The organism is Pseudonocardia nematodicida (assembly GCF_040105385.1).
In the GTDB taxonomy this organism is placed as follows: Bacteria; Actinomycetota; Actinomycetes; order Mycobacteriales; family Pseudonocardiaceae; genus Pseudonocardia; species Pseudonocardia nematodicida.
Genome location: NZ_JBEDNQ010000001.1, coordinates 414884 through 436615 on the forward strand (window position 1 = coordinate 414884; position 21732 = coordinate 436615).

General features: G+C 75.0%; 24 protein-coding genes. 11 read left to right on the plus strand and 13 right to left on the minus strand.

Features of this window, described 5'->3' with window-relative positions; genetic code table 11:
• Positions 1-126: 126 nt before the first annotated feature.
• From WIS52_RS01905 to ligD, 3 genes are read right to left on the minus strand one after another with little or no spacing between them, the layout of a single operon-like run.
• Complete coding sequence (locus tag WIS52_RS01905) at positions 127-1452, minus strand: MFS transporter (RefSeq protein WP_349296299.1); 1326 nt, start codon at positions 1450-1452, stop codon at positions 127-129.
• A gap of 43 nt (positions 1453-1495) precedes the next feature.
• Entirely contained in the window at positions 1496-2269 is a 774-nt protein-coding gene (locus WIS52_RS01910; RefSeq protein WP_349296300.1) for a glycerophosphodiester phosphodiesterase family protein, read from the minus strand.
• A 5-nt stretch (positions 2270-2274) separates the two neighbouring features.
• Positions 2275-4329, minus strand: coding sequence for a non-homologous end-joining DNA ligase (ligD, locus tag WIS52_RS01915; RefSeq protein ID WP_349296301.1), 2055 nt, complete (start codon positions 4327-4329; stop codon positions 2275-2277).
• 116 nt (positions 4330-4445) lie between these two features.
• On the opposite strand from ligD, the gene WIS52_RS01920 reads away from it, so the two are divergent.
• From WIS52_RS01920 to serA, 7 genes are all read left to right on the plus strand, one after another.
• Positions 4446-4670 carry a DUF3072 domain-containing protein gene (locus WIS52_RS01920; RefSeq protein ID WP_349296302.1) on the plus strand — a complete coding sequence of 75 codons (225 nt, stop codon included), beginning with the start codon at positions 4446-4448 and terminating at the stop codon, positions 4668-4670.
• 156 nt (positions 4671-4826) lie between these two features.
• A complete protein-coding gene (locus WIS52_RS01925) occupies positions 4827-5606 on the plus strand; it encodes a hypothetical protein (RefSeq protein WP_349296303.1) in 780 nt (259 codons plus the stop codon).
• A gap of 83 nt (positions 5607-5689) precedes the next feature.
• The gene (locus WIS52_RS01930; protein WP_349296304.1) at positions 5690-5935 is read left to right on the plus strand and encodes a hypothetical protein; all 246 of its coding nucleotides are present in this window, start codon (positions 5690-5692) and stop codon (positions 5933-5935) included.
• 165 nt (positions 5936-6100) lie between these two features.
• A complete protein-coding gene (locus tag WIS52_RS01935) occupies positions 6101-6853 on the plus strand; it encodes a 2-phosphosulfolactate phosphatase (RefSeq protein ID WP_349296305.1) in 753 nt (250 codons plus the stop codon).
• Entirely contained in the window at positions 6850-7161 is a 312-nt protein-coding gene (locus tag WIS52_RS01940) for a muconolactone Delta-isomerase family protein (protein ID WP_349296306.1), read from the plus strand. Before WIS52_RS01935 ends, WIS52_RS01940 begins: the two co-directional genes overlap by 4 nt.
• A 33-nt stretch (positions 7162-7194) precedes the next feature.
• Positions 7195-7347 (plus strand): hypothetical protein, encoded by a 153-nt coding sequence (locus WIS52_RS01945; protein WP_349296307.1) that lies wholly within the window; start codon positions 7195-7197, stop codon positions 7345-7347.
• Between the two features lie 50 nt (positions 7348-7397).
• Positions 7398-8600: a phosphoglycerate dehydrogenase gene (gene serA / locus WIS52_RS01950; protein ID WP_349296308.1), complete on the plus strand. Its 1203-nt coding sequence runs from the start codon at positions 7398-7400 to the stop codon at positions 8598-8600.
• Here serA and WIS52_RS01955 read toward each other — a convergent pair whose 3' ends face one another.
• Positions 8601-9101, minus strand: a complete 501-nt coding sequence (locus WIS52_RS01955) for a hypothetical protein (protein WP_349296309.1) — start codon at positions 9099-9101, stop codon at positions 8601-8603.
• Between the two features lie 226 nt (positions 9102-9327).
• Here WIS52_RS01955 and WIS52_RS01960 point away from each other — a divergent pair, with 226 nt between their 5' ends.
• Positions 9328-10551: an alkaline phosphatase gene (locus WIS52_RS01960; RefSeq protein WP_349296310.1), complete on the plus strand. Its 1224-nt coding sequence runs from the start codon at positions 9328-9330 to the stop codon at positions 10549-10551.
• Here WIS52_RS01960 and WIS52_RS01965 read toward each other — a convergent pair.
• On the minus strand, positions 10536-10781 hold the full coding sequence (locus tag WIS52_RS01965; protein ID WP_349296311.1) for a hypothetical protein: 246 nt from the start codon (positions 10779-10781) through the stop codon (positions 10536-10538). The two genes, WIS52_RS01960 and WIS52_RS01965, sit on opposite strands and share 16 nt — an antisense overlap.
• Positions 10782-10917: 136 nt before the next feature.
• Between WIS52_RS01965 and WIS52_RS01970 the strand changes: the two genes are divergently transcribed.
• A complete protein-coding gene (locus WIS52_RS01970) occupies positions 10918-11547 on the plus strand; it encodes a histone-like nucleoid-structuring protein Lsr2 (protein ID WP_349296312.1) in 630 nt (209 codons plus the stop codon).
• Positions 11548-11803: 256 nt separating this feature from the next.
• Here WIS52_RS01970 and WIS52_RS01975 read toward each other — a convergent pair whose 3' ends face one another.
• The 3 genes from WIS52_RS01975 to WIS52_RS01985 all read right to left on the minus strand — a co-directional run bounded on the left by WIS52_RS01975 (position 11804) and on the right by WIS52_RS01985 (position 16173).
• A complete protein-coding gene (locus tag WIS52_RS01975) occupies positions 11804-15220 on the minus strand; it encodes an arabinosyltransferase domain-containing protein (protein WP_349296313.1) in 3417 nt (1138 codons plus the stop codon).
• 85 nt (positions 15221-15305) lie between these two features.
• The gene (locus tag WIS52_RS01980; RefSeq protein ID WP_349296314.1) at positions 15306-15983 is read right to left on the minus strand and encodes an antibiotic biosynthesis monooxygenase; all 678 of its coding nucleotides are present in this window, start codon (positions 15981-15983) and stop codon (positions 15306-15308) included.
• Between the two features lie 67 nt (positions 15984-16050).
• Positions 16051-16173: a hypothetical protein gene (locus WIS52_RS01985; RefSeq protein WP_349296315.1), complete on the minus strand. Its 123-nt coding sequence runs from the start codon at positions 16171-16173 to the stop codon at positions 16051-16053.
• A 162-nt stretch (positions 16174-16335) separates the two neighbouring features.
• Between WIS52_RS01985 and WIS52_RS01990 the strand changes: the two genes are divergently transcribed.
• Entirely contained in the window at positions 16336-16992 is a 657-nt protein-coding gene (locus WIS52_RS01990; protein WP_349296316.1) for a pentapeptide repeat-containing protein, read from the plus strand.
• A 10-nt stretch (positions 16993-17002) separates the two neighbouring features.
• Here the strand turns inward: WIS52_RS01990 and WIS52_RS01995 are convergent, their stop codons facing one another.
• The 4 genes from WIS52_RS01995 to WIS52_RS02010 form a co-directional block, all read right to left on the minus strand.
• Positions 17003-17827, minus strand: a complete 825-nt coding sequence (locus WIS52_RS01995) for a hypothetical protein (RefSeq protein WP_349296317.1) — start codon at positions 17825-17827, stop codon at positions 17003-17005.
• A 65-nt stretch (positions 17828-17892) separates the two neighbouring features.
• Positions 17893-18339: a hypothetical protein gene (locus WIS52_RS02000; protein ID WP_349296318.1), complete on the minus strand. Its 447-nt coding sequence runs from the start codon at positions 18337-18339 to the stop codon at positions 17893-17895.
• A gap of 150 nt (positions 18340-18489) precedes the next feature.
• The gene (locus tag WIS52_RS02005) at positions 18490-19122 is read right to left on the minus strand and encodes a hypothetical protein (RefSeq protein ID WP_349296319.1); all 633 of its coding nucleotides are present in this window, start codon (positions 19120-19122) and stop codon (positions 18490-18492) included.
• 311 nt (positions 19123-19433) lie between these two features.
• Positions 19434-20222 (minus strand): hypothetical protein, encoded by a 789-nt coding sequence (locus WIS52_RS02010; RefSeq protein ID WP_349296320.1) that lies wholly within the window; start codon positions 20220-20222, stop codon positions 19434-19436.
• Positions 20223-20431: 209 nt separating this feature from the next.
• Here WIS52_RS02010 and WIS52_RS02015 point away from each other — a divergent pair, with 209 nt between their 5' ends.
• Complete coding sequence (locus WIS52_RS02015) at positions 20432-21040, plus strand: NADPH-dependent FMN reductase (protein WP_349296321.1); 609 nt, start codon at positions 20432-20434, stop codon at positions 21038-21040.
• A 3-nt stretch (positions 21041-21043) separates the two neighbouring features.
• On the opposite strand, the gene WIS52_RS02020 is transcribed toward WIS52_RS02015, so the two are convergent.
• Positions 21044-21640 (minus strand): DUF4232 domain-containing protein, encoded by a 597-nt coding sequence (locus tag WIS52_RS02020; protein ID WP_349296322.1) that lies wholly within the window; start codon positions 21638-21640, stop codon positions 21044-21046.
• Positions 21641-21732: the final 92 nt, after the last annotated feature.

A 21732-nucleotide genomic window follows, 5' to 3' on the forward strand; every position in this document is an offset into this window, starting at 1 on the left:
ACTCACCTTGCGCCCGATTGGCCAGTGTTCCCTATCGCCCGCCGTTACACACGCCGATGTGACGTGTCAGCCATGTGTGACGCTACTCACTGCAATTGCGACCAGAGTTCACATTGCCGTCGCCGTTCACGGTGCTGCCGCCGAGTCCGCAGGAGCCGGCCGGGCGGGGGAGCGGACCGGCAGCAGCGCCGCCAGTCCCGCGACCAGCACCAGCACGATCCCGATGGTGCCGGCCCGGTCCGAGCCGAACAGGTAGGTGAACAGGCCGATGAGACCGGGCGCCAGGAACGAGACCGCGCGACCGGTCGTCGCGTAGAGGCCGAAGAGCTGGCCCTCCTGGCCGGCCGGGCACAGCCGCAGCAGGTAGGACCGCGACGACGCCTGCGCCGGCCCCACGAACACGCCCAGCACCAGGCCGAAGATCCAGAACATGGTCGGGCCGGAGACGAACAGCAGCACCGTCCCCACGAGGACCAGCCCGATCAGCGAACCCACCACGACGGCCTTGGGCCCGAACCGGTCGTCGAGCCGGCCACCGGCGAAGGCACCCAGCGCCGCCACGATGTTGATCGCCACGCCGAAGATCAGCACGTCACCCGGCGCGAGCCCGTAGACCGTCACCGCGAGCACCCCGCCGAACGCGAAGATCGCGTTCAGGCCGTCCCGGTAGAGCGCGCTGGCGCCGAGCAGGTAGACGGTGTGCGGGCTGGAGCGGTAGAGCGCCCGCAGGTCGGTCAGCAGCTTGCGGTAGGAGCCGAGGACGCCGAGCCGGTCCCGCCCGCCCGCCGCGGGCGGCGTCTCGGGCAGCAGGAAGAACATCGGGGCGGCGAACACCGCGAACCAGACGGCCGCGACCAGCACCGAGATCCGCACGTCGAAGCCGTCCGCGGTGGAGACCCCGAACAGGCCGCCGTCGCCGGACAGGAAGCCGACGTAGCAGACCAGCAGCAGGACGATCCCGCCCACGTAGCCCAGCGCCCAGCCGAACCCGGAGACCCGGCCGATGGTCGCCGGCGTCGACACCTGGGCCATCAGCGCGTAGTAGGACACCGACGCGAGCTCGGCGAAGATCGACGCCAGCGCCAGCAGCAGCAGGCCGAGCCACAGGTAGGTCCAGTCGTCGCGGACCCAGAACATGCCGACCATGCAGACGACGACGAGCGCGGTCCAGACCCCGGTCGCGCGCAGCCGCCGGCCCGCGCGGTCGGCGTTCTGGCCGATCACCGGCGCCATCAGGGCGACGAGGATCCCGGCGGCCGCCGTGGACCAGGCGAGCCAGCTGTTGGCGCTGATCGTGCCGGGCAGGTCACCGCCGACCGCGTCGGTCAGGTAGACGGAGAAGACGAAGGTCAGGGCGATGTGCTGGAAGCCCGAGGAGCCCCAGTCCCACATGCCCCAGGCCCAGACGCGGGAGCGGCGGGGCGGCGCGTCGGACGCGGTCACGGCGGTCACGCGCAGAGCGTATCGGCGGGTACCGACACCGGACTCCGCATGATCACGCAGATCCCGCCCGCTCACCGATCACGTCGAGCAGCAGGTCCGGCCGGTCGGAGAGCAGGCCGTCGACACCCAGGTCGAGCAGCCGGTGCATCGCGGCGGGCTCGTCGACCGTCCAGACGTGCACCTCCCGGCCCGCGGCGTGCGCGGCGTCGAGGAACCGGCGGTCGTCGGCGACCGGGATCGGGCCGAACCGGGGCGGCACCTGGGCGAGCACGCCGGCGGGGCGCGGCAGGAGGAACCCCGGGACCCCGCAGGCGCGGGCCCGCAACGCGGTGACGTCCGCCTGCCCCATCGAGGTGCACAGCCGGGGTCCGGCGGCGGCGCGGGCGCGTCCGAGCCGCCGGTCGGAGAACGAGCCGAGGCAGACCCGGTCCCAGGCGTCCGCGGCGTCCAGCACGGCCAGGACCGGTGCGACGACGGCGTCGGACTTCAGCTCGATCGTGCACCGGATCCCGGGCAGGGCGTCCAGCACGTCGGCCAGCCGTGGGAGCGGTTCGCGACCCCGCACCCGCACCCCGTCGAGCTCGGCGGCCGGGCGGGCGTCGATCCGGCCGGTCGCATCGGTGGTCCGGTCCAGGTCCGGGTCGTGGTGCACGAACGGGACGCCGTCGGCGCTGGCGTGGGTGTCCATCTCGATGTAGGCCAGGCCGTGGTCGGCCGCGGCGACGAACGCGGCGAGGGTGTTCTCGCACCCGGCGAGCTCGCCGAGGTGCCAGCCGCGGTGCGCGTAGGCACGGGGATGCGGGCCGGCCAGGTAGGGGTGGGGCACGGGGCTCAGCGTGGCAGGTCGGCCACGGCGCCGGAACGCGGCAGGCGGAAACCCCCGGTGTCGAGCAGCGGTCGCATGAGGTCGCCGTGGGTGTCCAGCCTGGCCGGCAGGTCGGCGCAGGTGAACACGAGGTCCTCGGGGTCCCGGCAGGCGTCGACCTCGTCCCAGGTGACCGGGGTGGCGACCGTCGGACGTTCCCGCCCCCGCAGCGAGTAGGACGCGATGGTGGTCTTCGCCGTGTTGTTCTGGCTCCAGTCGACGAATACCTTCCCGCGCCGGCGGGCCTTCGTCATCACCGCGACGACCTCGCGCGGGTGCTCGGCCGCGAGCCGCTCGGCGACCTCCCGCGCGAACTCCGAGGTCCGCTCCGGCTCGGTGACCCGCACCGGCAGGTAGAGCTGCATCCCCTTCCCGCCCGAGGTGCTCGGGTACACCGGCAGGCCGAGCCCGTCGAGCAGGTCGGCCAGCCACCGCGCGACCCGGCAGCAGTCCACGACGGACGTGCCCTCCCCGGGGTCGAGATCGAACACCACGCGGTCCGGTGGGTGCCTCCCGTCCCTGCGACCCAGCCGCCATTGCGGGACGTGCAGCTCCAGCGCGGCGAGGTTGGCCGCCCAGGCCAGGCCCTCGACGTCGGTCAGCACCGCGAAGTCGGCGGACTCGGACCGCCCGCCCGGTGTGCCGACCCGCGCCGTCCGGATCCACGGTGGCGCGTGCCGGGACACGTTCTTCTCGAAGAACGACGGGCCCTCGACGCCGTCCGGCCACCGCTTGAGCGTCGCGGGCCGGCTCTCGACGTGCGGGAGCATCGCCTCGGCGACGGCCAGGTAGTGGGCGAGCACGTCGGCCTTCGTGGTGCCGGTCGCCGGGTAGAGCACCTTGTCCGGGTTGGACAGTGCGGCGCGGCGGTACCCGTCGTGGCCGGATCTGCCCGTCCCGCTGCCGCTGCGGCGGGTGGCGCTCCCGGCTGCACCACGGCCGGTGGTGCTCCTCGTCACGTCGTGACGGGTGGTCCGGGCTGCGTCGTCGCGCGTCGTCCCGGACTCGTGCCGTGCCCGTCCGAGCCGGACCTCCCGCCAGTCGCCGGACGCGTCGTCCGGCCCCGGGTACGCCGAACCCTCCCGGACGGCGAGCAGGCCGGGCAGCCCCTGCGAGCTCACCGCCTCGAGCAGCCCGGGCGCGTTCGGGTAGAGCGGCGCGGCACGCCGGTGCGGCCCCTCGAGCGGGAGCGCCTCGAGCAGGACGCGGCGCTCACCGAGTGGTCGCGTGCGGACGTCGCGACCCCCGGTGTGCAGCACGTCGGCCACCCACAGCTCGCCGCGCTCGGTCAGTTCGGCGTCGAGCAGGTGGCCGCCCGCGCCCAGCGCGGGGCCGAGATCGCGGAGACCGGCCGGGGTGTCGATCGGGTCGCCCGGCACGCCGTCGGCGTCGACCGGCCGCAGGGTGAGCCGGCCGCCGTCGACGCGGACCAGGACCCGGCGCCCGCCGAAGACCGGGCGGACCCGCCAGCCGTCGCCGGTCGGGAGGGATCCGGCGGGGGTGGGCACGGCGAGCACCGGGTCGCGGGGGAGCGGGTCGCCCGCCTCGTCCCCGGGATCGGGCTGCTCCCTTGTGCGGCGCAGCAGCCACCGGTTCTCGCGCTCGCCCGGCCGGTGCAGCAGCACGTAGCGTCCGCGGGCCCGGTCGCCGTGCAGCACGAAGGCGACCTCGCGCTCGGTCCACTTCTCGGTGTCATAACGTCCGGCGTCCCAGACGGTCATCCGGCCGCCGCCGTACTCGCCGCGGGGGATCTCGCCGTGGAAGTCGAGGTACTCCAGTGGATGGTCCTCGGTGCGGACGGCCATCCGGACGGTCTCGGAATCGGTGGGCAGGCCCTTGGGGACCGCCCAGGACGCGAGCACGCCGTCGCGTTCCAGCCGGAGGTCCCAGTGCAGCGCGGTGGCGTGGTGCTCCTGGACGACGAACCGGTCGCCCGGGCCGTCCGGCCCGGCCGTGTCGTCGGGCACCGGCTCCGGGGTACGCCGCGCGTCGCGCTTGCGGCGGTACTCGTCCAGGGGCACGGCGTCTAGCGTAGTGCCGGGACCCGGCACCGGACGCGACGGACATTATGACAGGTTCTCGTGTGACCGGACCGGTTCGGCGTGCGGGGAGCGCAGATCGAAGATACGTTCGAGCCATGACGAACGACCACAGCACCGACGCCGTCGACCCGGGCACCGCCGAGAAGGACCCGGCGGACTGGACGACCGGCGACGAGCCGATGACCGGACCGCAGCGCTCGTACCTGGAGACGTTGCTGCAGCAGGCCGGCCAGGAGGCGCCCGAGGATCTGGACACGCTGTCGAAGGCCGAGGCGTCCCGGCGGATCGACGCACTGCAGGACGCCGCCGGCCGCGGGTGACGCCGATGATCGACGGTCCCGGAGTGCGGCGTTCGCGGGACGAACGATCTGCTCCGGAGCCGTCGATCATTCCCCGTCCGCTTGGTCGTCCGTTGAGCCGATAATGCATGTTATGACAGATCGAGCGGGAGAACCCCTCCGGCTAGGGTGTCCACCGTGGTCATCAGCTCGCCCGCCGCCGGGCCCGCACCCGAGGGCCGCTCACGGGTCCGTGACGACTTCCCCGCGATGCCGTCGGTGGTGCACTTCCGGTGGCACGGCGACCAGCACGGCTGGTTCGTGGTCGTCGACCCCGATACCCGGCACCGGATCCTCGACGACGGTTCCGTCCAGACCGGTCCCGGTCTGGTGTCCACCGTCGTCGCCGCGTTCGTCGGGTCGGCCGATCGTCGGGCCCGGCTGTCCCGGACGGTCCACCCCCACGACGAGCGTGCCTGGCGGCTCTGTGACCTCGCCGCGCAGATCGCGATCTGTCCGACCTGGAACGACGGCACGGTCGACGTCAACCGGCAGCTCCCGGCCATCCTCTGGTCGGCGGTCGGTCGCGCGCTCGCCGTCGAGCAGCGGCGCGCGGATGGCGAGCAGGCCCTCGAGCACGAGAGCCTCCGGGACGCCGCGCACGAGACGATGACCCGGGTCCGGGACGAGGAGCGCTCGCTCGACGAGGTGGAACGCAGCCTGCGCGAGGTCCTCACCGCCGCGACGGCCATCCGGCAGCGACGCGAGGACGCCGCCCGCGCCGAGGCGGCCGAGCAGGCGCGGTCGGCCGAGGAGCTGGAGCTGCGCCGGCGGCTCGACATCGCCGCCGTCGACGACACGAGCGAGTCGGACCGGCAGGCGGATCGGACGGCCGGTCTCGCCGCCGAGGTGACCGCTGTGTCGACGCTGCTGGCCGATGCGGACCGGATGCTCCGGGACATCGAGCCCGGCCGCTGACTGCGCCGTACGGCCCATCTCTGGCCCGTCGCCCACTCGTGCTCATCCGGACGGTAGTTACTGCTCTGTGTACGTCCACCGGTGTGGTGGGCGCGATCCTGCTCCCCTCCTGCTCCTCAGGACGCTGCTCGCCCCGCCGCGTCGGCCGCTCCCCCCGGGCGTCGGCGGCGCGCACCCAGCTGAACGGGCTCACCGTCGGCTCGCACGGCTCGATGTCGGGCCACTCCCGTGACCGGTTCGCGCACTGGAGCAACGTCTCCGGCAACTTCGACGCCCGGGAGACGGTGCACCGGGTGCTGGTCGCCGTCCTGCACCGCGACCCGCTGTAGGGCCGGGTACCGCCTCGGTCTGATCATCGGTGGTGGAGCGCAGCGTGCGGGAGGCGCATGCGGCGCTCCACCACCGTCGATCATCTGCGGCCGCGGGTGCGCTCGCGGGCGTCGGCGAGCGCCGCGTCGAGGATCGCGGCAGGCGGCCCGTGGGACCGTCCTCCGATGGACGCGCACCGCCAGTCGCCGTACTCGCTGCGGACGGACTGGGGCTCGGCCGGGGCGGACGCGATCTGCGCGGGGTGCGACGTGGCCGTCGTCGTCGACGTCCTGAGCTTCAGCACCACACTGACCGTGGCCGCCGACCGCGGTGTCGCCGTACTGCCCTTCCCGTGGCGGGACGAGCGGGCCGTGGACCACGCTGCCGAGCGGGGAGCGACCCTCGCCGTCGGCCGGTCCGAGGCCGGTCCGGGACAGGTGAGCCTGTCCCCCGGCACCGTCCGGGCGGCGCCGGAGCTGAGCCGGCTGGTGCTGCCCTCCCCCAACGGGTCGACGCTGGCGTTCCGGCTGCGGGCCGTGGCGCAGACCGTGATCGGCGTCGGGCTGCGCAACCGCCGGGCGGCGGCGGACCACCTGCTCGAGCGGCGGGCGAGCTTCCCCGGCCTGCGGGTCGCCGTCGTCGCCGCCGGGGAACGGTGGCCGGACGGGAGCCTGCGTCCGGCCGTCGAGGACCTCTGGGGCGCCGGCGCGCTGATCGACGCGCTCGGTGCTGCCGGGTGGCCGGACGTCTCGCCCGAGGCTCGCGCGGCCGCCGCCGCGTTCCGGGAGATCGCCGACGATCCCGCCGCGGCACTGCGCGACTGCGCGAGCGGGCGGGAGCTCGCCGCGATCGGGTTCGCCGACGACGTCCGGGTGGCGTCCGAACTGGACCGGAGCCCGTCCGTCCCCCGGCTCGTGGGCGATATGTTCGAGCCATGACGAGTACCGAGTCCCCCCGCCACCGCTTCGCCGTAAGGATGGACGTCGCGCTGCCCCCGGACATGGACCCCGCCTTTCGCGACGACCTGCTCACCCGGGAGAAGGCCTACGCGCAGGAGTGGCAGCGCTCCGGGCACTGGGTGAGCCTGTGGCGCATCGTCGGCGAGCGCGCCAACCTGTCGATCTTCGAGGTCGCCGACCACGACGAGCTGCACGCCATCCTCTGGGGGCTGCCGCTGTTCCCGTACATGACCATGCAGGTCACCCCGCTCGCGGCTCACCCGTCCGACATCCGAGCGGGTGACTGAGCCGGGAGTCGCGGTCCGCTAGCGTTCGCCGGCATGGCTCACGAACCGTACGTCCTGCCCTTCGTCGACGTGGCGCAGGAGTGGGTGGTGCGGTGCGACTGCGGCTGCGGCCTGCTCGAGCGCTACCAGCAGAAGGACGACGCCGACGAGGCCGCGAAGGCGGCCGCGGAGGTCCAGCTCCCCTGATCGGGCGGCCCGGCGCCCCGCGCGCGTCCCGGCACGCCTAGGTTGGTGGCGTGAAGGCTCTGTTGCTCGAGAACATCCATCCGGGCGCGGCGGAGGCGCTCCGCCGCGCGGGCTTCGAGGTCGACGTGCGGCCGGGCTCGCTCAGCGGTGAGGAGCTCGCCGAGGCCGTCGCGGGCGTCCACCTGCTCGGCATCCGCTCGAACACCACGGTGACCGCCGAGGTCCTCGACGCCGGCAAGGACCTGCTCGCGGTCGGCTGCTTCTGCATCGGCACCAACCAGGTCGACCTGACCGCCGCCGCCGAGCGCGGGGTCGCGGTGTTCAACGCGCCGTTCTCCAACACCCGCAGCGTGGTCGAGCTGGTGCTGGGCGAGATCGTGGTGCTGGCCCGCCGGCTGACCGAGAAGACCCAGCGGATGCACGAGGGCGTCTGGGACAAGTCCGCGAAGGGCGCGCACGAGTTCCGCGGCCGCACCCTGGGCATCGTCGGCTACGGCAACATCGGCACCCAGCTGTCGAACATGGCCGAGGCCGTCGGGCTGCGGGTGATCTTCTACGACACCGCCGACCGGCTCGCGCACGGCAACGCCCGCCGGGTCCCGACCCTGGACGCGCTGCTCGCCGAGGCGGACGTGGTCTCCATCCACGTCGACGGCCGACCCGGCAACGCCGGTCTGTTCGGCGCCGCGCAGTTCGAGAAGATGAAGCCGCGCTCGATGTTCATCAACGCCTCCCGCGGGATGGTCATCGACGAGCACGCGCTGCGCGAGAACATCCTGTCCGGGCACATCTCGGGCGCGGCGGTCGACGTCTTCCCGGCCGAGCCCAAGGCGCAGGGCGACCCGTTCGACTCCCCGCTGCGGGGGCTGGACAACGTGATCCTCACCCCGCACATCGGCGGCTCCACCCAGGAGGCGCAGGAGGAGATCGGCTGGTTCGTCTCGAACAAGCTGCGCGACTTCGTCTCCGGTGGGGCGACCGCGCTGTCGGTGAACCTGCCCAACGTGGCCCCGCCGCGGCCGGCCGGCCGGTTCCGGATGGCCTACCTGCACGTCAACGCCCCCGGCGTGCTCGCCGACATCAACCGCCTGCTCGCCGACACCGGGACCAACGTGACCGGCCAGTCGCTGTCCACCAGCGGCGATCTCGGCTACGTCCTCACCGACACCGACGAGGTGCTGCCCGACGACGTGCTGTCGGCGCTGCGGAAGTCCTCGCAGAACGTGTGGTTGCGTTCCTGGGCGCTCGACTAGCTAGGCGCAGGCGCCCGGCGCCGTCGCGGCGGGCACGTCCGAGGGGTGCATCGGACCGTGCTCGCCGTGGAACACCACATAGGACCCGCTCGTGTCGGCGGCCGGCCGGCGGAACCATCCCCGGCCGGCTCCGCCGCGGCGGTAGACCAGCGGGGCGGCGCGGTACCCGAACACCGCGCGGGCCCAGCCGTCGGCCTCGCCCTTCGGCAGCGGGCCGGCCGCGCAGCGGACGCTCAGCTCCCAGATCCCGACGCCCGCGGCGGGCCCGGCGTCGCTCGGCTCCGTCCACGCGGCCAGGACGAGGTCGGCCACTCCGGACACCGCTCGGACGGCGGCGCGGGCCTCCCGCGGTTCCCGAAGCGGCTCGTCGTACGGCCAGACGAGCAGGGCGGCGCGCAGCGTGGTCACCTCGGCGCCGTAGCGCTCGTGGATGCGTTGCGCGAGGTCCACCGACCGCTTCCGTCGCAGATCCGCGTTGACCAGGCCGGTCCCCACCGTCATTCGCGTGGCCCCATCCGTACTTTCCACCGGCGCCGCGTCGCACCGGCGCCGTCCACCCTAGATCAGGCCCGTGGGACCGGCGAGACCGCCATCACAGCGGGCGGCGTCGCCGCCCGTCACCGGCGCACGACGGACGGGCCCCTCCTCCCCTTGCGTGGGACACCCGAAAGGTGGTCATTACTACGTAATGTCCGCTTCGGACGTCCCATGTGAGGAGTATTCAGCCGTGACCCGCACGAAGAACCAGCGCCGGACCGTCCGCGCTGCCGTCGCCCTCGCCGGTGCCGCGTTGCTCGCGCTCCCGTCCGCGGCGGTCGCCTCGGCAGGCACCCCGTCCACCGAGCAGGCCGGCCCGGCCGCGAAGAACGTGATCCTGGTGATCGGGGACGGCATGTCCGACACCCAGATCCTCGCCTCGCGCTACCTCGACCGCGGCCGCGACGAGCCGCTGGCGATGGAGACCGTCCCGCACCGCGCCCGGGCCGCCACCTTCTCCGCCGACGACCTGGTGACCGACTCCGCGGCCGCCGCGTCGTCGATGGGGTCGGGCTCGCTGGTCGAGAACGGCTCGCTCAACATCACCCCCGAGGGCACGAACGCGATGGGCGACACCCTCGGTGTGCTGGCCAAGGACGCCGGCAAGAGCGTCGGGCTGATCAGCACCCGGGACATCGCGAACGCTACGCCGGCCGGGTTCGGCTCGGCCGTGCCGGACCGCGGGCAGCAGAGCGAGATCGCCGGGCAGTACCTGGACAACGAGCTCGACGTACTGCTCGGCGGCGGGGAGATGTTCTTCCTGCCCGAGGGCACGTCCGGCACTCACTGCGACGCCGGCGAGGCCGACCGCGGCGACGGCCGGGACCTGTTCGCCGACTACGAGGCCGCCGGGTACACGGTCGCGCGGGACCGCGACGAGATGCAGGCCGCCGACGGCGACAAGCTCCTCGGGATCTTCGAGTGCAAGGACATGAGCTTCGACCGCGAGCGTGCCGAGTCCGAACCCTCCATCGCGGAGATGACCGACGCCGCGCTGGCGGCGCTGCAGGGCAACGAGCAGGGCTTCTTCCTCATGGTCGAGGGCGGCATGATCGACCCCGCGGCCGAGCGCAACGACGGCGCCAACGCGATGGGCGACACGATCGCCCTGGACGCGGCCGTCGAGCGGGCCCTGGCCTTCGCACAGGGCCGCGACGACACCCTCGTCGTCGTGACCGCCGACCACGAGGCCGGCGGGATGGCGCTGGTTTTCGAGGACCGGGCCGAGGAGACCTTCGAGACCGCGGACGGCCGGACCATGTCGATCGCCTGGGCCACCAGCCCGGGCCACACCGGCGCCCCGGTCCCGGTCCGTGCGACCGGTCCCGGCTCCGAGCAGCTCGACGGCTGGGTCGGCACCGAGCACCTGCGGGATCTCTACGGGGTCCTGCGCACCGCTCAGTTCGGTTCCTGAGCCGCCGGTCCCGCGGTCCGCATCGCGACCCAGTCCCCGCGCCGGCCGAGGCCGTGCAGGGCGAGGTCCGCGGTGCGGACCGGCTGGTCGGGCCGTCCGGTGCCGCCGGCGCGCAGGTTGGGCAGCGACCCGACGAGGGAAGAACGGATCGACGGCACCAGGTCCCCCTGCCACGGGACCTTGTCGGTGTCGGCGATGTTGAGCCGGAGCCGGGTGCCGCGGGCCAGCACCGCGGTGGTTTCGGCCGTGTTCCTGTCGTGTGACGGACATGCCGGGACGGCCCTCCCGCCGGGTCGGGCTCCACCCACGTCGTCGTTATGCTCGCAACTACGCCTTATCCGGTCGGATGGGACGAGAGGAGACGCAGTGGCGAAGCTCGAGCAGGTCCGGCTCGTCGACGACATCACCGGCGAGGAGGCCGACGAGACGGTCGAGTTCGGGCTGGACGGTCGCACGTTCCGGATCGATCTGACCGCCGGCAACGCCCGACGGCTGCGCGACGAGCTCGCCCCCTTCCTCGCCGCGGCGCGTCCCGCCGACGCCGCGGACTCCCCCGGGGCCCGCCGGGCCCGCGCCCGCGCCCGGGTCGCCCCGCCGCCGGAGACCACGCCGGGCGACGCCGTGACCCGCGAGACCAACCGCGCGGTCCGCGTCTGGGCGCGGGAGCAGGGCTGGACCGTCTCCGAACGGGGCCGCATCCCGACCGAGATCCTCGAGGCCTACCGGCGGGACGCAGCCGGGGGCCACTCCCCCGCGGCGTCCGACGGCGGCGCCGCGCCCGCTCGGCCCGGGGCCGACGGCAACACCGGCACCAGCAGCACCGGCACCGGCACCGGCCTCGCCGACACGGCCGGCACCGACAGCCGCAGCACCGGCACCGGCGCCGCCGAGACGGGCAGCCTCGACACCGACACCGACACCGACACCGGCGACGCGACGGCGTCGGCCCGGAATCAGGCCGGCCCCGGGCCGATGTCGGTCCGCTTCAGCGGCTGAGCCGGGCCGGCCGGCCGGCGGGTGATCGGAGTCGGTGACGTCGATCCGGCCACGGTGGCCCGCCGGGCAGCGACCCTCGGTTCGGGTCCACGGTCCTTGATCGCTGACGGGGTTCCGGTCGGTGCCACGGTCGGCACCGACCGGAACCGGCGACGATCACCAGCCCGACCTCACCCCCGCCGGGCCCGGCTCGAAGGGACCCGGCACCGGTCACGCGGTCGGCGAGCAGGAGCCCGGTCACGCGTGAGGCCGGGCCTCAGCGCTCCGGCGACGGGACGCCCGGTGGTGGCGCCGGCAGCGGCCCGCTGCTGTACAGCCCCGAGCGCAGCACGTCGGTCCGCTCCCGGGTGGGCGCGACCGCGTTCGGCCGGTACGGCTGGATCGCCTGCACCTTGCCCCAGTCCCGGCCGGGGTCGCCCTCCAGGTATGTCGGCAGCTCGTTCTGCTTGCCGATCACCGTGATCCAGCCCAGCGGGCCGCCGGCCTGCGGCGTCGACCAGCCCTCGCCGTCGGAGCGCATCCGGCTGCCGTCGGCCTGCAGCCGGTAGGCGGGGATCTCGGCGATGCCCCCGGACGAGGTGAACGGGCGCAGGCACGGGCTGGCCAGCGACACCGGGTACTCCAGGAACATCGGCTGGTTCCCGACGATCGTCGACAGCGGCGCGAGCTGCGGGGCGCGCAGCGGTGCGACGGCGAGCCAGCCGTCCGCGCCGAGCGAGTTGTCCTGCGCGACCAGCCGCACCTCGGTGGCGCCGCGCGCGTCGTCGGGGAGGTCGAAGCGCAGCTCGCGCCAGGGCATCTCCTCACCGCGGCCGTCGTCCAGGGTGGCCTGGTCGACGATCCGGACGCGGCCGTCGTCGAGCCGGGTCGCGTACTGGACGGTCAGCTTGTTGCCGCCGCCGAGCCGGCCCGCGGCCGTCACCACCAGTGGTGTCGTCCCGGCCCGCTGCTCCTCGGTGAGCAGCGACCAGGGGGTCCGCAGCGTGCCGGTGTTGCGTCCGGACGGGTCGAAGCTGCCGAACGCCGGGGCGGCGTCGGAGCCGAGCCCACCGGAGAGCACGTACTCGAACCCGGACACCCCGGTCCCGCCGCCGGTCGGGGGGACGCCGTCGCGCCGGAACCCGGACCCGCCGCTGGCCGGGTCCCGGAGCTGGGCGTCCGGGCTGTTCGCCGGGACGGTGCCCTGCGGCAGCGGCGCGGGCGTGCCGTTCGGCTCGTCGGGGGCCGGGGCCGGCGCGACCGTCGGCAGCAGGTCGGCCCGGGCCGGCGCCGCCATCCCGGTGGGCTCCGGGGCGGGCGCGAGCACCCCGTCCACCGGGCGTCGCTCGGCGTAGACCTGGCTGGACAGCCCGCAGGACCCGCCGAACGGGTTCGAGAGCGCGTCGGCGCCCATCGACCACGACCCGGAGCGGTTCGCGATCGCCGTCGTCATCGACGACAGGTTGAAGACCACGAGCAGCCCGCACAGCAGGGCCAGCGGGGCGGAGGTCACCCGCAGCCGGCGGGTCGCCTGCCGGGCCGCCGAGACGTCGGAACGCCAGTCCCGGGCCCGCCACCAGGTCCCGATCACCGGGAGCCGGCCGATCGCCTGCTGCAGCCCGGCGAGCTCGTCGGGGTGGCGCTCCTCGCGGATCCCGCGCAGGTGCTCGACCCCGGCCCCGACGGCCAGCAGCACCGCGACCAGCAGCAGCACCGACGACGCCTCCCAGCCGCCGATCACCACCTGCTGGTCGGCCCACGGGACGCCCCAGTTGTTCGTGTACCACCAGGTGTTCGGGCCGGCCGCGCTGAGCGCGCCGACCAGGAACACCGCGGACAGGAACGCGAGCCGGTTGCGCAACGACCGCAGGGCGTCGGACCCGGTGGCGATCGCCGCGAGCGCGACGATGCCCGCCCCCAGCCCGACCAGGTCGCCGAAGTGGTGGGTCCACTTGGTCGGGGTCAGCCCGAAGATCAGGAAGGAGATGATCGTGGCACTGATCAGGCGCTGGGCCGGCCCGAGCGCGGCGCCCGGGATCTTGGACCGGCGGATCAGCACGACCACGCAGGCGATCGTGCAGAGGATGACCAGCAGGATCGGGAAGCGGCGCGCGATGGAGCCGTCCGCGGTCTCGGAGAACAGGGGCGTGTAGCGGTTGGCGATCTCGGTGTACCAGGGCCAGTCCGGCCCGATCTCCGAGCGCAGCCGGGTCGACTCCATCACCGCCGCCCAGCTCTGGTCGGCCCAGGCGATCATCAGGATCGCGGTGCCGGCCGCGAGCAGCGGCGCCAGCACCGGCAGCGCCCCCAGCGTCCGGACCCGGGCGGCGAGCAGCCGCCAGAGCGGGCGCACCGCGGCCAGGAACGGCGCGACGGCGATCAGGCCGGCCGGGTTCGCGCCGACCGCCATCGAGGCGGCGAACAGGCCCAGCGCCAGCGGGAGCACCCGCTGCAGGGCCACCGCCCGCTCGACGCAGACCAGCGCCAGCAGCGAGCACACGACGACGACCGGCTCGGGGCGCAGCCCGGAGTTGTAGGCCATCCAGAACGCCAGGAACACCGCCGCCGCGGCCCAGGTGGCGGCGTGCGAGCGGCGGGCCTGCCGGCCCAGGCGGGGCAGCAGGCCGCGCGAGACCAGCCACCACGCGGTGATCCCCATCAGCACCGAGGGCAGCCGCAGCCACAGCAGCGAGTCGGAGACCTGCACCCACAGCGCGTAGAGGTCGTAGAACCAGCCGAAGGGGGCCTCGGCGGCGTCGTACCAGCGGTAGTAGTTGCCGACGTAGCCCGAGGTGGGGACGTCGCGGACGATGCCGAGGGTGAACCCGTCGTCGGAGGTCTGGCCGCCGATGGCCATCCACGCCACCAGCACGGCGCCGACGACGCCGTCCACCGGGCGCGGCCGGGCGCGCGACCACCAGCGGCGCAGCCGGGGCGGCCAGCGCCCGGCGAGCCGGCCGACGCCGTTCTCGCGACCGGCCCGGTGCGGGCGGCGGCCGAGCCGCCGGTCGACCCCGGCCAGCGCCCACAGCGACCCGATCCCGGCCACCGCGGCGATGGCGGTGGCCAGCGACTTCCACACCGACGGGGTGGTGTCGAACCGGGTGTCCGGGGTGATCCGCACGCCGGTGCCGCCGACCGGGTCGAGCGCGCCGTCGAGGTCGGAGTAGATGCCGACGGACTGCGGGCGGATGTCCCCGTCGAAGGTCTGCGCGCCGGAGCCGAGGTCGACCGTGGTGGACGTGCCGTCCGCGGTGATCGCGAGCGCGCCCGGGCCGTCACGCAGCGGGGCCGCAGCGAGCTGCTGACCCCGGTTGACCAGGGTGAGCTGCCCGTCGTCGACGGTGAGCGCCATGCCGAACAGGGCGCCCTCGGGCGACTCCGGCGGGACCGTGGACAGCACCGTGGCCGGGCCGCCGGTGCGCGCGTCCAGGCTGCGCGCGGCCTCCGCCGGGACGGTGATCGTCATCGTCTCCGGGCGCAGGGCCACCAGCGGGGCGTTGACGTCGGCCGTGCCGGTGGTCGGCGACGGCCAGACGATCGTGGTGACGTGCTGGACCACCGGGAGGAACGGCACCGCCACGGCGAGCAGGAACCCAACCAGGCCGAGCGCACCCGCCGTACGGAGGCGGACACGATCACGGTTCGTGCCGGTGAGTTCCCGCTCCGCGACGGGCGGATCGGTGGTGAGCACGCCTCAGACGGTATCGACCCGGTACGACGTTCCCGGCGCGCCCCCGTGCGCGTGGCGCCGAAGTGGATCACGTATTGCGACCCGCTCAACCTGCCGTTCTGCGGTTGCGATCGGCGAACCTCTTGCCCTGCAACCACCATCCGAGCGCCCCGGTGATCCAGGGCAGCAGCAGGTAGGTCATCAGCGGGGTGAGGACGATCGTGGTGACCGCGACCCGGGCGACGACCGGCCAGTCGGCGATCAGCGCACCGAGGGTGAGGGTGACGAGCAGGTTCAGCGGGAAGAAGACCAGCCAGATCGTGGTCGCCTGCTTCCAGCGGGGCGGGGTGGCCGGCGCTGCGGGTCCGACCGTCTCGACGGTCTCCGGGGCGTCGAACCAGCCCTCGATTCCGGTGCGCCGTTCCGCCCGGGTCATCTCGGCCAGCCCCTGGGCCGAGCCGAGCCACCAGTGGCGCTCCGGGCTGGCCTCCCAGCGGGTGAGTGCGCCGGGCGAGGCGAACCGGGCGAGCATGTGCCACTCGTCGGACCCGTCGCGGGGGCGGACCCAGCCGCCGCCGAGGAAGCCGGGGAACCCCTCGGCCAGGGTCAGCCCGGAGCGGATCCAGGCGGTCATCTCGGGGGCGTGCGCGGGGTCGGCGCGGCGGGTGAAGGAGACGGTGACGGGACGGTCGCCGTGCCCGGGGGTGTCCGGGAGCACGGCGGTGCGGGGTCCGGCGGGGGTGGTGCCGGTCGTCCGGTCGCCGGTGTGGGTGTCAGCGGCCATACCTCATGGTGGCGGGCCCGGTCACCGGCCGCAGCGTGATCCGGGCGACGTCACTCCGGGCCCGTCGTCACTCCGGGCTGGTCGTCGCCGCGGGGTCGGCTACGGCGTCCGGCGCGGGCGGCCCGGTGGTCGCGGCCAGGGTCAGGACGGCGGCCGCCGCCAGCACCAGGGCACCACGCACGATCCGCATCCGCTCTCCACCGTCTCCCGGGGTCCTCGTGACCCGCGCCCGGGACGGATCCCCGCCGGGCGGGACAGCCAAACGGATCGTGCTCGATGATCACCCGGCTGTGCTGCGGCGTGACCGGGCGATCGTCTCCGGCTGTCGGGGCGCGATGGCAGGGTGTCCGGTGTGACTGCAGCCGAGGATCTCCGCACCGCCGCACGGGCCGGTGAGGCGGTGTCCGAGCCCCAGCTCGCCGAGGCGGACCTGCGTGACGCCGACCTGGCCGGCCTCCGGCTGCGCGGTGGCACGCTGGCCGGCGCCGACCTGCGCGGTGCCCGGCTGGACCGGGCCCGGATCGACGGTGCGGCGCTCGCCGGGGCCGACCTGCGCGAGGCGGACCTGACCGACGCCGTGCTGACCGGGGTCGACCTGTCCGGGGCCCGGTTCGCGGGCGCGCTGCTGGGCGACACCCATTTCGACGGCTGCCGCATGATCGGCACGACGCTGCGCGGGATGCGGGGGCTCACCGCGTCGTTCCGGCTGTCCGGCTGCAACCTGCAGGTCGCCGACCTCGGTGACCTCGCGCTACGCGGCCTGCGGATCTCCGAGTGCGACCTGTCCGAGGCCGACCTGTCGGGTGCCGACCTGCGCACGGTCGAGTTCGTGAAGTGCCGGCTGCGGGGCACCGTGCTGCGCGCCGCCCGGCTCGAGGACACCGACCTGCGCAGCTGCGACCTGGGCGAGATCACCCCGGACACCCCGCGGGAGCTGCGCGGCGCGATCGTCTCCCCCGGTCAGGCCGCCGCGATCTGCGGTGCGCTCGGCCTGACCGTGCTGGACTGAGGCGCGCCGCTCAGCGGTCGCGCTCGTTCGCCAGCTGGTCGGCGATCCACGGGTCCAGCGCGCAGTCCGGGTCGTCGGGCCCGGCCACGGCCAGCGGGCCCAGTCGCAGCAGCTCGGACGAGTCACAGGACGCCCCGGGATCGGCCACCGCGTCGGCGGGCCGTTGCGGAGCGATCATCACCGGGCGGGACGGCCGCTCGGCCTGACGCTCCGCCTCGGCCTCGTGGTACGCGGCGAGCGCGGCGTCGCCGGCCGCGCGGGCGTCCTCGGCTCGCTGCTCGGCCTGTGCGCGGAGCTCGTCGGCCACGGTGCCGACCTGTGCCGCCGCCCGGTCGTCCGCGGCGCTGTGGGCCTCCGCCGCGTCCCGGGCGCCGGCGACGACCTCCATGGCCGACTCGCCGTGCCCGGGCAGCCCGCGGAGCACCGGGGTGGCGGGTGGCTCGACAGCCGGGGTCTCCGTCTCCGGGACGGCACCCTGCGCCACGGCGGCCGAGCCGGACGACACCCCGGCGGAACCCTGCGGCGCAGCCGCTGCGCCGAGCGGGGTCGCGGCCGACCCGCGCGGCTGCGCGCCTCCGGTCCCGGCGGCCGGACCCTGCGTCCCGGTCCCCTGCTCCAGCAGCTCGGCATCGCTCGCCGCCGTCACCTCGGACGACGCGGCGGTCCCGGCGGCGACCGGCAGCTCGGGGATCGGGGTCTCAGGCGGATCATCACCCGGAACGGCTCCGCCCAGCACGCCGGCGGCGGCCACCCCGGCCCCGCCCAGCAGCGGGACCGTGCCGAGGAGCGCCCGTCGCGCGGGCGAGAACTGTGTGCGTCGATGGCGTCCGGTCATCCTCATCGCCTCCCGTCCCGATCTTCTTAACCGGAACGGAAGGTGATGAAACACCGGACGGGAGATCATCCTCCCTGCGCGGCGAGGAGCTGGTCGTCGATCCACGGGTCGTGCGAGCGCAGCCGCCCCTGGTCGTCGACCGTCCCGCAGTCACGGTTGGTGATCCGGTCCGGGTTCCCGGGATCGTCGAAGCGGGGCGGCTCGGCGAGGTCGCAGACGCCCGTCGCCGCCGACCGGGCCTTCACCGCCGCCGCCGCGTCGGTCACCGCCTCGGCCGGCGCGCCGGTGACCGGGACCGCCAGCAGCGGGGCGGTCCGCGCGGGCGGCGGCGTGCCGGGAGCGCCGTGGCCGGTCTGGCCGGCCGACGGCGCCGGACCGGGCGCCGCGCCCGGGACGAGCAGCACGGTGACCGCGGCGAGCACGGCACACACGCCGCACGCGGCCAGGAGCACCGTGCCCGGCCTGTGCCGCGGGAACCGTCCCGCCGTCCGCCCGTCCTCGTGCCCGCTCATCGGATCCTCCCCCCGGAGCCGGCCGCCCTCGCGACCGGGAGTCGCGATGATGCACGTGGGTCCCGGGGCGTGCGACGACGTCGGAGCGTGCCCACCCGAAGCGGTGAGCACATCCGCCCGGGCGAGGTCATCCGGCTCGGCCGGCCGGTGTCAGCGCACGTCACAGCGGGCCGGGTGACCACCGGCGCACTCGGTCGTCGCGACCGCCGGGGTGGGCTCGGGCCCGATCAGGATCCGGACGTCCGGCGCGTCGCCCGGCGGCGGCGTGGGCACCGTCGTGGTGTCGGGGGCCTCCGGCGGACCGGGGACGTGGCCCGGCGGACTCTGCCGGTCCGGCTCGGGAGTCGGCGGCACATCGGCGGCCCGGCGGGCGCGCTCGTCCGCAGCCCGCCGCTCCTCCGCAGCCCGCCGCTCCTCCGCCGCCCGCCGCTCCTCGGTCGCACGTCGTGCTGCGGCGGCACGTTCCTGCTCGGCCGCGCGGCGGTCCTCCGCGGCACGCACCGCGGCGGCCCGGATCGCGTCACCGGCGGCACCGGCCGCGGCTCCCTCCCGCGGTGTCGCCCGCACGGTCGGTTCCGCACCGGCCGACGGCCCCGCGGCGAAGGTCGGGACCGGCACCGCCCCGTCCTGCCGTGCGTCGGCGCCGGCCGCGCCGCCCAGCACACCCCCGCCGAAGGCGACGGCCGTGGCAGCCGATGCCGCGGCCAGCATCGGGATCGCGGTGGCGAGCGCGGCACGCAACCGAGCCCGGCCGCGCGACGACGACCGGTGCCGCCCGGCCATCAGCTGCGCCTCGTTGGACCGTTCGGCGTATTCATGGACAAGATCATGACCATCGGACGGCAGTCGGAGCCATGATCCGAACGGGCGGTCTCCGGTTCCGGACGGCGACGGCCCGCGGCCGTACGGGTCAGCCGCCGAGTTCGCGAACGGCTCCGGCGACGCCCCCTCCGCGCACTGATCCGGAGTCCGCGGGTCGATTCCGGATGCGTGCGCGGCAGGACGCGCGCGTTCTGCCGACCTGCGCGCGTCCGCCCGAACCGTGTGCGTCCACCGCACGCCCGCACGTCCGGGCGCGCAGCGGGGAGCGGGTCTCAGCCGCCGATGAGGGTCAGCGCCGGGCCGCCGGACACGGTCGTCTCGGCCGCCGGTGACTCCTCCAGGCGCAGCCGCAGCGACGCCAGCGCGTCCTCACGGGCCTCGCGTCCGTCCTCCCGGGCCTCACGCGCGGTCTCCTGGGCCTCGTCCCGGATCTCACGGGCCATCTCCCGGGCCTCGCTCCCCGGCTCGGCCGGAGCCGCATCGACCGGCGCCGGGTCCACCGGAGCCGGGTCGGGCTCGCGGGTCACCGCGGACGGCGGCGACGGCACGACCGTGGTCACCGACGGAGCCGGTTCCCGCGGAAGGTTCTCCTGCGGCGCCGGGGCACGCTGCGGTGGCACGACGGGTGGTGCGGCGGGGCGCGAGGACCCGGCCCGCTCCTGTTCGCGAGGGCCCGCACCCTGCCCCGAGCGACTCGTCCCGCCGCTGTGCGACGAGTTCCGTCCGGCCGTGGCGGCGTTCCGCGCGTCGGCGACCGCGGCTCCGGGCTCCGGCGGAGCGGCCAGGACCGGGCCGGACGCATCCGGCCGGGCGGCCGGCGGTGGGGGCGGGACCGGCGCGACGTGCGGGCGGTCGGTGACCGCGGCGTCCCTCGACGTATCGCCCGAGGCGCCGGTCCGCTCCGGGGCGGCGGTGTTGTGACCGTCCACGCGGTCCGCGCCCGCAGCGCCACCGACCAGTACGGCGGCGGCCAGCGCGGCGAGCCCCAGCGACGGGATGACGACCGCCAGCACCTTCCTGACCAGTCCCGCGCGCGCCATCCTCCGGTGCCTGCCGGCCATCGGTGAACCGCCTCCTGCTGTCGTGTGCGGTGGTGACGATCGTCGAGTGTGGACCAAATGGTCGCCTCGGGCTACCCCACGCGCACGATCAGTGACCACGTTCCGCTCACGCCCCCGTCGACAGCAGTCTTGACCTGAAGTCAGCTGCAGCTCCTACCGTCCCCACCCGGCGGTCGGAACGGCCGTCCGCCGTCCGAGAGGAGTACACCGTGACCAGCACCGACGCCACCCATGACACCCGTACGGGCACCGTGGAGCGACCCGGCACCCTGCACGTCGCAGTGATCATCGGGAGCGTCCGCAGTGGACGCTTCGGGCCGACCGCCGCACGCTGGTTCGCGGGTGAGCTCGCGGGCCGTGACGAGGTCGACGTCGACCTCGTGGACCTGGCCGAGCACGACGTCTCCCCCGCCCTCGACGGCGCCGGGCCCGGCCCGCTCCGGCAGCGGCTCGACCGGGCCGACGCGTTCGTCGTCGTCACCCCGGAGTACAACCACTCGTACCCGGCCGGGCTGAAGGCCGTCATCGACACCTTCGGGCGCGAGTGGGCGGCCAAGCCGGTCGGCTTCGTCAGCTACGGCGGGGTCTCCGGCGGCCTTCGCGCCGTGGAGCACCTGCGCGGGGTGTTCGTCGAGCTGCACGGCGCCCCGGTCCGCGACGGGGTCAGCCTGCACGAGTTCTGGAACTTGTTCGACGACGACGGCCGGCTCGTCGACGACGGGTCGGCCGCCCGCGCGGCGGGGGTCCTGACCGACCAGCTCGTGTGGTGGGCCCGCGCCCTGCGCGACGCCCGGACCGTGCAGGGCTACCCCGGGTGAGGGTCAGCGCCCGGTGACCGTGCCGACCGTCGCCTGCGGGACGTCCGGCTCACCCGAGCACACCGCGCCCGGACGGGGCACGAACAGGCCACCGGACCCGCCGGGCGGCGCGACCCGCATCCCGCGCACCTCCTGCGCCCGGCACCCGGCCTCCGGATAGTCCGCGGCGTCGGCCACCCGCAGCGGCGCGGTGGCGGCGCGCCCGGGCTCGAGCAGCAGCTCGGCCCGGGGGCCGGTGGCGGCGGCCCGGGGCCCGATCCGGGTGCCCTCGTTCCCGGCGACGAACCCGACCCCGGGATAGCCGCGCATCAGGCACGGCAGCTCGCCGGTGTTGCGGAACACCAGCTCCTGGACGGCCGCGCCGCCCTCGTCGCGGCGCGGTGCGGTCGCCGAGATGTCCAGCGTCGACCCGGTGCACGGCTGCGCGGGGCCGTCGGCCGCGACCACGTCCGACGGCGGTGGTGCGGCCTGCGGGACCGCGACCGGGATCGGGGACGATGGCGGGGCCGCGGCCGACGTCGAGGTCACCACGCCGCACCCCGCCCCCAGCGCCGTCAGGACCAGCAGCGCGGCGACCGGTCCGGCGGTGCGCAGTCCCATGATCGGAGTCATCCCCGTCCCCCGCCGGCGTGCGCGGCGGTTCGCGGGTGAGTGTCGCGGAGCGGCCGAGACCGGCGTCACCCGGCCGGGGG